Source organism: Chryseobacterium sp. C2(2020), from assembly GCF_014218915.1.
GTDB classification, from domain to species: Bacteria; Bacteroidota; Bacteroidia; order Flavobacteriales; family Weeksellaceae; genus Chryseobacterium; species Chryseobacterium mucoviscidosis.
Map to the genome: position 1 here is coordinate 26,059 of NZ_JACLCT010000032.1, position 7,996 is coordinate 34,054.

Annotated in this window: 10 protein-coding genes and 2 tRNA genes; 6 read left to right on the plus strand and 6 right to left on the minus strand. The window is 36.3% G+C overall.

Annotated elements, in window-relative coordinates:
• Positions 1 to 3: 3 nt before the first annotated feature.
• Positions 4 to 444 (plus strand): DinB family protein, encoded by a 441-nt coding sequence (locus H6W52_RS16150; protein WP_116099269.1) that lies wholly within the window; start codon positions 4 to 6, stop codon positions 442 to 444.
• A 96-nt stretch (positions 445 to 540) separates the two neighbouring features.
• On the opposite strand, the gene H6W52_RS16155 is transcribed toward H6W52_RS16150, so the two are convergent.
• Positions 541 to 1,161: an endonuclease III domain-containing protein gene (locus H6W52_RS16155; RefSeq protein ID WP_076394093.1), complete on the minus strand. Its 621-nt coding sequence runs from the start codon at positions 1,159 to 1,161 to the stop codon at positions 541 to 543.
• Positions 1,162 to 1,194: 33 nt separating this feature from the next.
• Between H6W52_RS16155 and bcp the strand changes: the two genes are divergently transcribed.
• Together bcp and H6W52_RS16165 are read left to right on the plus strand one after the other, a co-directional pair.
• Positions 1,195 to 1,644 carry a thioredoxin-dependent thiol peroxidase gene (gene bcp / locus H6W52_RS16160; RefSeq protein ID WP_116099270.1) on the plus strand — a complete coding sequence of 150 codons (450 nt, stop codon included), beginning with the start codon at positions 1,195 to 1,197 and terminating at the stop codon, positions 1,642 to 1,644.
• A gap of 35 nt (positions 1,645 to 1,679) precedes the next feature.
• Positions 1,680 to 2,183 carry a hypothetical protein gene (locus H6W52_RS16165; RefSeq protein ID WP_116099271.1) on the plus strand — a complete coding sequence of 168 codons (504 nt, stop codon included), beginning with the start codon at positions 1,680 to 1,682 and terminating at the stop codon, positions 2,181 to 2,183.
• Positions 2,184 to 2,188: 5 nt separating this feature from the next.
• Here the strand turns inward: H6W52_RS16165 and H6W52_RS16170 are convergent, their stop codons facing one another.
• The 5 genes from H6W52_RS16170 to H6W52_RS16190 are packed head-to-tail and all read right to left on the minus strand — an operon-like array spanning position 2,189 to position 6,426.
• Entirely contained in the window at positions 2,189 to 2,740 is a 552-nt protein-coding gene (locus H6W52_RS16170) for a GNAT family N-acetyltransferase (protein ID WP_116099272.1), read from the minus strand.
• On the minus strand, positions 2,697 to 3,374 hold the full coding sequence (locus H6W52_RS16175; protein WP_116099273.1) for a hypothetical protein: 678 nt from the start codon (positions 3,372 to 3,374) through the stop codon (positions 2,697 to 2,699). Before H6W52_RS16175 ends, H6W52_RS16170 begins: the two co-directional genes overlap by 44 nt.
• Before the next feature lie 31 nt (positions 3,375 to 3,405).
• Complete coding sequence (locus tag H6W52_RS16180; RefSeq protein ID WP_228457592.1) at positions 3,406 to 4,491, minus strand: mannose-1-phosphate guanylyltransferase; 1,086 nt, start codon at positions 4,489 to 4,491, stop codon at positions 3,406 to 3,408.
• A 2-nt stretch (positions 4,492 to 4,493) separates the two neighbouring features.
• Positions 4,494 to 5,084 (minus strand): SprT-like domain-containing protein, encoded by a 591-nt coding sequence (locus H6W52_RS16185; RefSeq protein WP_116099275.1) that lies wholly within the window; start codon positions 5,082 to 5,084, stop codon positions 4,494 to 4,496.
• Between the two features lies 1 nt (position 5,085).
• Positions 5,086 to 6,426 (minus strand): TolC family protein, encoded by a 1,341-nt coding sequence (locus tag H6W52_RS16190; protein ID WP_116099276.1) that lies wholly within the window; start codon positions 6,424 to 6,426, stop codon positions 5,086 to 5,088.
• 92 nt (positions 6,427 to 6,518) lie between these two features.
• Between H6W52_RS16190 and H6W52_RS16195 the strand changes: the two genes are divergently transcribed.
• The 3 genes from H6W52_RS16195 to H6W52_RS16205 all read left to right on the plus strand — a co-directional run bounded on the left by H6W52_RS16195 (position 6,519) and on the right by H6W52_RS16205 (position 7,990).
• Positions 6,519 to 7,763: a bifunctional folylpolyglutamate synthase/dihydrofolate synthase gene (locus H6W52_RS16195; protein WP_116099277.1), complete on the plus strand. Its 1,245-nt coding sequence runs from the start codon at positions 6,519 to 6,521 to the stop codon at positions 7,761 to 7,763.
• 44 nt (positions 7,764 to 7,807) lie between these two features.
• Positions 7,808 to 7,882, plus strand: a tRNA-Val gene (locus H6W52_RS16200).
• Positions 7,883 to 7,915: 33 nt separating this feature from the next.
• Positions 7,916 to 7,990: transfer RNA gene (locus H6W52_RS16205), tRNA-Val, on the plus strand.
• Positions 7,991 to 7,996 lie beyond the last annotated feature (6 nt).

The window sequence follows — 7,996 nt, forward strand, 5'->3', positions numbered from 1 at the left end:
ACTATGACAGCAAGTCTAACATCCTTATTCCTAAGAGATTTAAATAAACTGAAACAGGAAATTGAGTCTTATCAGAATGAAACAAATCTCTGGAAAACAGAGGCAACCATTGCAAATTCGGCAGGAAATTTAACGTTGCATATTGTGGGAAATCTCAGTCACTTTGTGGGAGCCGTTTTGGGAAATTCCGGCTATGTAAGAAACAGGGAACTTGAGTTTTCATTAAAAGATATTCCGAGAATGGAATTGATTCAACAGATTGAAAAGACGATCGAAACGGTGACGATTACGCTTGATAGGCTGGCTGATGAAGACCTCCAGAAGCAATATCCGCTTGAACCTTTGGGTTATGGAATGACGACGGAATATTTCCTGATCCATCTTTTCGGGCATCTGAGTTATCATCTGGGACAGATCAATTATCACAGAAGATTGTTGGATTGATTTGCTTCTTCATCTATTTGACCACCCCGTCAAAAATTCTTCCGAATTTTCGCCACCCCTCCAAAGGAGGGGAATTCAGGCTTCGGAAAAGATTGTTTATTTTTCGAACAGCATTTTGGTGATGAAATCTTTGGCTCCGTTTCCGCGTGCGGGAGAATATTCTCTTCCGTAGAAAATAATCTGAAGATGAAGTTTGTTCCACACTTCTTCTTTCCAGAGTTTTTTGGCGTCTTTTTCGGTTTCTACTACGTTTTTTCCGGAAGTGAGCTTCCATTGTGTCATTAATCTGTGAATGTGGGTATCAACAGGAAAAGCAGGAAATCCAAAGCCCTGACTCATCACAACGGATGCGGTTTTATGTCCAACTCCGGGAAGCGCTTCGAGTTCTTCGTAGGTTTGCGGCACTACTCCATTATGTCTTTCCAGAAGCAGTTCTGCCATTCTTTTAAGGTTTTTGGCTTTGGTATTGGCTAGTCCGATTTCTTTGATTAATTCTTTAATCTGATATTCCTCCAGCTTTGCCATTCTCTGTGGAGTTCCTGCCACCGCGAAAAGTTCGGGCGTTACCTGATTCACCTTTTTATCGGTTGTCTGTGCAGATAGTGCTACAGCAACCATTAAAGTGTAAGGATCGGTATGATCCAGCGGAATGGGAACTTCGGGATATAATTTTTCTAATTCGGTCTGTACGAGTTCGGCTCTTTGCTTTTTTGTCATGGAAGCATTAAATTTGAACAAAAATAAATCATTATGTTGAAAGTCGGAGATAAATTACCTCAATTTGAAGGAACCAATCAGGATGGCGAAACGGTACATTCTGAAAATCTGATCGGTAAAAAGCTTGTTGTTTTTTTCTATCCCAAAGCAAATACTCCGGGTTGTACTGCTGAAGCATGCAATCTGAGAGACAATTACGCTGAACTGAAGAAACAGGGATTTGAATTGTTGGGAGTAAGTGCAGATCCTATAAAAAGTCAGAAAAAATTCAGTGAAAAATTTGAATTTCCGTTTGATATTATTGCCGATGAAACGCGTGATGTTATTGAAAAATTTGGCGTCTGGCAACTGAAAAAGTTTATGGGAAAAGAATTTATGGGAATTGTGAGAACCACTTTTGTTTTTGATGAAAACGGAATCTGTACAGAAGTTATCGATAAGGTAAAGACGAAAGATCACGCTGCACAGATTTTGGAGGGATAAAATTTGTATTTTTATATTAATAAAACATCAAGACCATGAAAAATTTATATAAAAAATCTAATTTTTTTTTCATTATTTTCTCATTCTTAGTTTTATTTTTTTTTATAAATGCAAAGAAAAATAATGAGTATGATAATATTATCATTTACAAACTTAAATATGAAAAAAGAAATCATAAGTCGAATGGTCACAGCTTAAGATATAAAATAATTCATGGAAACTTAACTCGTAAAGATATAAATGATAATTTTGAAAATAATTTACAGAAATTTGGCTATGTAAAACCCAAACATAGTGAAATTAAATACAAACAAATATGTAGTAAACTCAATTCTTTCGAATACGGTACGAGCAAATATGAAGTATCTTGCTTACAGACCTACAGAGACGTTTTTATTTATAAAAAACATAATAAAATTGTTAAAATTATCAAAATCTGCACTTCCTGCTATGCTAATGAAGTAATAACTCCTGAAAGTGAGTCCATGCTACTAATGGACTTTTCAGATTACAATTCATTAAAAGAACTCTTTAAATAAAATATTTAAAAATATTCTGTTTCGTAATACATTAATTCCTCCGGATCGTTGGGAATGGTGACATATTTTTGGAATTTTAACCCCAGCTTTTCAATTAATTTCTGAGAAGAAAAGTTGTCTTTTGTTGTAATAGCAGAAATCTTTTTCAACCCGAAATCATCCATTCCGACTGATTTTATCTTTAAAGCGGCTTCATAAGCGTATCCATTTCCTTCAAACTCATCTAAAAGTGAAAAGCCAATATCCACAACATCCAATCCTTCCCTTTCGAAAATTCCAACCCCTCCGATTTTATGATTCCCTTCTTTGATAAGCATTAAATAATTTCCGTAACCCAACCGTTCCATCTGAGGAAGAAAGCGGTTTCTGATATAATCTTCTGCATCGGAAATGGTTTTCAGATTACGATCCCCGATAAACTGAATGAATTTCGGACGGTTGTAAAGATCCAGAATAAATTCCGCATCTTCCAAAGCCATCGGACGAAGAATCAGACGTTCTGTTTCGTAAAAATTATTTCCGTTTTGTGGATCTTGTGGGTTTCTTTTTAGGCTCATCTTTCGGCTCTTCTTTTTTCTCGATCTTCAGCAATCTTGGGTTATTGGTACATTTTTTATTATAAAGCTCAATGTACGAACCGTTATCTTTCGCTTCCGTAATTATTCCTGTTGATTTACTGATGGTTAAAGTAAAATGTTTTTTCTGATAAGGACATTCTGTAGAAGTCAGCTTTCCTAAATTCAGATAATAATTGGATTTATCTTCGTAATAATTCGCCGCAATATCTCTGAATTCTTCATCGATAATATAACCGTCTGTTGCTGCAGAAATGGCAGCATCCTGAATGTCATCGGGTTTTCCCACAAAGTTTTTAAGCCCTTCAAGAGTGGTAATATATTCTGTTCTTCCTCCCGAAACATAGACGATATAGTAAAACTCATTTTCTTCCGCAATTCCGATATTGAATCCTGAGGTTTGCGAAACATAATCTATCGCCGCTCCTGATTGTTTCAAAATACGGTCTTTCCCATAACTGCTGTGAATCAGCAGCCAGGAAGTGGCTTTAACATTCGGAATGATGTTTTGTAAAATACTGGAAACATTAGAAAAATGCTTCTTTTCCTGCGCGTAAGAAAATGTTCCCAAAAACAAAAAACCGAATACCCAGAATTTTCTTATCAATGTTATCATAGTTATAGAACGAGAAAAAAAAGGAATTATTTTACATGAATTTATCTCCTTTCTTCAGGTTTTTAAGGTCTAAAACATAGTCTTTTATGAGCTGATCGTGATCTCTCGGGCAGATTAAAAGAGCTTTATCGGTATCTACAATGATGTAATTTTCCAATCCGTCGATAACCACTGCTTTATTGTTATTCTTCATACGGATTACGTTTCCTTTTGCGTTGTAGGTAAGAATCGGCTGTTTTGTTTTTACCGCATTCAGATTTTCGTCTTTATCCGCATTTTCATAAACGGAAGTCCATGTTCCCAGATCGCTCCAGCCTAAATCTGCGGGAATTACATAAACGTTCTGTGCTTTTTCTAAAATTCCGTTATCAATGGATATTTTCTGTACTTTAGGATAGATCAGTTCAATACAGCTTTTTTCGCTGTCTGCGTTGTATTCGCAAGCCATAAAATGCTGCGTCATTTCCGGAAGATACATTTCAAAGGCATGATGAATGCTTTTTACGTTCCAGATGAAAATTCCTGCATTCCAAAGGAAATCGCCGCTTTCCAGAAAGCTTTTGGCAATTTCAAGAATCGGCTTTTCCGTAAAGGTCTTTACTTTATAATAATCTGAATCGTGTTTGTCTACAAACTGAATATAGCCATATCCTGTATCTGGTCTTGTTGGTGTAATTCCCAACGTTATCAGATATTCGTTCTTTGCAGCAATTTCAAAAGCCAGTTCTACTTTTTTCAGAAAAGTTTCTTCTTTTAAAATTAAATGATCTGCAGGAAGCACGATCATGGTTGCATCGGGATCTGTTTCAGCGATTTTATTCGCCATGTAAAGATTACACGGAGCCGTATTTTTAAGCAAAGGTTCGCCTACAATATTTTCCTGCGGAACTTCCGGCAATTGTTGATGCGAAAGCTCTACATATTCTTTATTCGTAATCACAAATATATTTTCGTTAGGAATAATTCTGCTGATCCTGTCGTAGGTCTGCTGAATCATGGTGCGCCCCACTCCTAAAATATCCTGAAACTGTTTCGGAAATTTCTGCGTACTCATAGGCCAGAATCTGCTTCCGATTCCACCTGCCATAATGACGCAATATCTGTTTGATTTTGACATTCTTATGTGTATTTTTCTACCCTTGCCAATGGTTTGAAAGAATACTTTCTTCCTGTAGCCAAGTTTTTACAAAGATAGTTTTTTTTAATTAGACCTTCTAAAAGGTACTTTTCGTTTCGGTAAAGAAAGAAGTCTCCTTTCTGAAGCGTTTCAATAAAAACAAGCGTATCATCCTGCTTTTCAGAATGAAAATATTTTACCAGATCCGGACTCGCCATGAAATTGGCTTTCGGAGATTTCGAAAATTTAACAATGACCGGTCTTAAATCTTCTTCATATACCTCAAGACTCTGCAAAAGCATCTGCCTGAAAGTATGTTTCCATTCGTTTCCGTGAGGAGAAATTCTTCTGCCGTACTTCTCAAAGGCAATAAGATGCGCCAACTCATGGGTTAACACAAAGAAAAATAATTGCGGAACCAACGTGGAATTGATCGTAATCTCATGAGAATGATCCTGAAGTTTACGATAATCTCCCAGTTTGGAATTCCTGTTGCGAGTGACTTTTATATGAATATAATAGTCTGCAAACCATATCTTTAAATATTGAAGCGTATTTTGCGGTAAATATTTTTCTAATGACTGAATAGACATTTTACAAACTTAATGGAATTCCTGCATAGAAATTCAACAATTTAAGACTGAAAACATAATTATATTTTGCCTGAGCTACAGAACCCTGTGCATTCGCATAATTATTTCTTGCAACATTCACGTCATAAATGGTAGATCTTCCTGCTGCATAGCTTTTATCTGCAAATTCCAGCGCAAGTTTTGTACTTTTTTCAGCCTGAAGTGATGACAGATAGATTTCATAATTCGCATCTACATCAAACTGCGCTTTCTGAACATTCTGTCTTACGGTCTGTTTCTGCTGTTCTAAAGTTACTTTTGCCAGACTTTCATTCAGTTTAGACTGTTCTACCTGAAGCTTTGTAATACCTTTATTAAAGATTGGGATATTAACAGAAAGAGCCGCCTGTTGTCCGAAATTGTCTTTATATTGAGAAAAGAATCCCTGTTCTTTTACATAGAAAAGAGCGGAACCTACATTATCTGTATTTAAAAGGTTATTGTAAAAAGATCCGATTCCTGCACTTGCCGTAACAGTTGGCCAGAAAGCGGTTTTAGAAACTTCTGTCTGTGCTTCTGCGGCTTTTATTCTGCTTTCTGCAGCTTTTACCTGTGGCTGAGTTTCGTAAGCCGTTGTTAAAACCTCATCTACAGATTTTAGCTGAGGAGCAAGCTGATCCGGAACATCCACATCTTCCACATCAAAATCTTTATATTCCTGAAGCTGTAAAAGCTGTGCTAAAGCAAATAAGCTTCTTCCGACATTAATTTCGGCGGTTTTCAGGTTTTGTTTTTCTCTTGCCAATCCTGCTTCGGCTTCTGCTAAAACCGTTTGTGCGGTTGTTCCTATTTCTGTAGTAATTTTTGATCTGCTGTACTGTTTCTGAGCATTTTCAACTGCCGCCTGAGAAATTTTTACAATTTCTTTATTTAATAGCGTTGTTAAATACTGCTGTGCAATCTGAAGAGAAATATCGTTTTTAATGGTTTCAATATCATACTGACTTGCTTCTACATCGAATTCTGTTTTTCTGATGGTTTTTTCAAGTCTGCCGTTATTGTATACCAAAATATCTGCTCCCAGATTTGCACTGTTACTGAATCTGTCGTTTCTTAAACTTCCCGTCCCGAAAGAGGTCTGCCCGAAACTCACCGTATTTCCCACAGAACCGGAAACAGACGGAAGATAGTTTTTCTTGGCAATTTTCAGATTCAGATCCTGAGACTGTTTCGAATATTCATTTTGGATCACCTGAAGATTATGTTTGGTCGCATAATCCACACATTCTCTCAAAGACCATTTTTTCTGGGCATTGACTGCCAGACAAGATAATCCCAAAATAATAGTCAAAACCTTTTTCATACTCTATATATTTTTCCCTATTAGACGAAGTAAATATAAAAAAGTTACAGTTTTAATATTTCTTTTTAAAAAACTTTTGAGAATTTTGCATTATGACAAATGAACAATATCAGGAAGCGGTAGAATGGTTGTTCGTACAGGCTCCTAATTATCAGATAGACGGGCAGAAAGCGTATAAGCCTGGATTAGGCAATATTATAAAACTTTGCGATTTTTTTGGAAATCCTCAGGAAAAGATAAAATGCGTTCATATAGGCGGAACCAATGGAAAAGGCTCTTCCAGCAATATGTTGGCTTCTGTTCTACAGGAATCGGGATATAAAACAGGACTGTACAACTCTCCTCACCTGATCGATTTTACAGAACGGATTAAGATAAACGGTGATAATTGTGACAAAGAATTTGTTTATCATTTTATTCAGAAACTGAAAAATCTTCCGGAAGATATTCAGCCTTCTTTTTTTGAGTTTACCACCATTATGGCTTTTGAATATTTTTATCAGCAAAATGTAGATATTGCGATTATTGAAGTGGGCTTAGGCGGCAGACTGGATTCAACCAATATTATCAATCCTTTGGTGGCGGCCATTACGAATGTTCAGCTTGATCATCAGAATATTTTAGGAGATACCATTGAAGAAATTGCAGGAGAAAAAGCAGGAATTGTAAAACCCCGGATTCCGATTATTTCCGGTGATGAAAATGAAGCCGTAAAAAATATCATTAAAAATAAAGCGGATAAAGAAAATGCAGCTTTTGTTGATGCTACTCTACTAAAAACAGATTTAAAATCTGACTTAAAGGGAAATTATCAAGAGAAAAACATTAAGGTCGTTTTATGTTTAGTTGATGAATTAAGAAAATTAAATTACAAAATTTCGGATGAAAATATTGAAAAAGGGCTTCTTCATGTTCACCAAAACACAGGATTTATCGGTCGATGGTTCCAGTTTTCAGAAAATCCATTGACGATTTGCGACACAGGACACAATCAGGCAGGTCTGGAATATGTCTTTTCACAATTAAATTCCATCAATAAGCACAAACATATTATTTTAGGCTTCGTGAATGACAAAAAAATAGATGAAGTCATGAAAATTTTACCTGATAATTCTCAGTACTATTTTGCAAAACCAGCCATCCATCGCGGAAGACACCCTGAAGATTACGAAAATTTACTGGTCGATGCGAAAATTTTTTACAAAATTTTTGATTCGGTACAGGAAGCGTATCTTTCTGCAAAAGAGGAATGTACAAATGAAGAAATGATTTTTATCGGGGGAAGTAACTTTGTAGTGGGAGAATTTTTAGAAAAAAATTTGGAGATTTCTAAATAAGTCGTATATTTGCACCACTCTAATCGAGGAAACAACGATAAAGAGGGTTCTTAGCTCAGTTGGTTCAGAGCATCTGGTTTACACCCAGAGGGTCGGGGGTTCGAATCCCTCAGGACCCACAGAAAAGGAAACGAAACCTTTCAAAAAAATTCGGGTTCTTAGCTCAGTTGGTTCAGAGCATCTGGTTTACACCCAGAGGGTCGGGGGTTCGAATCCCTCAGGACCCACAGAAA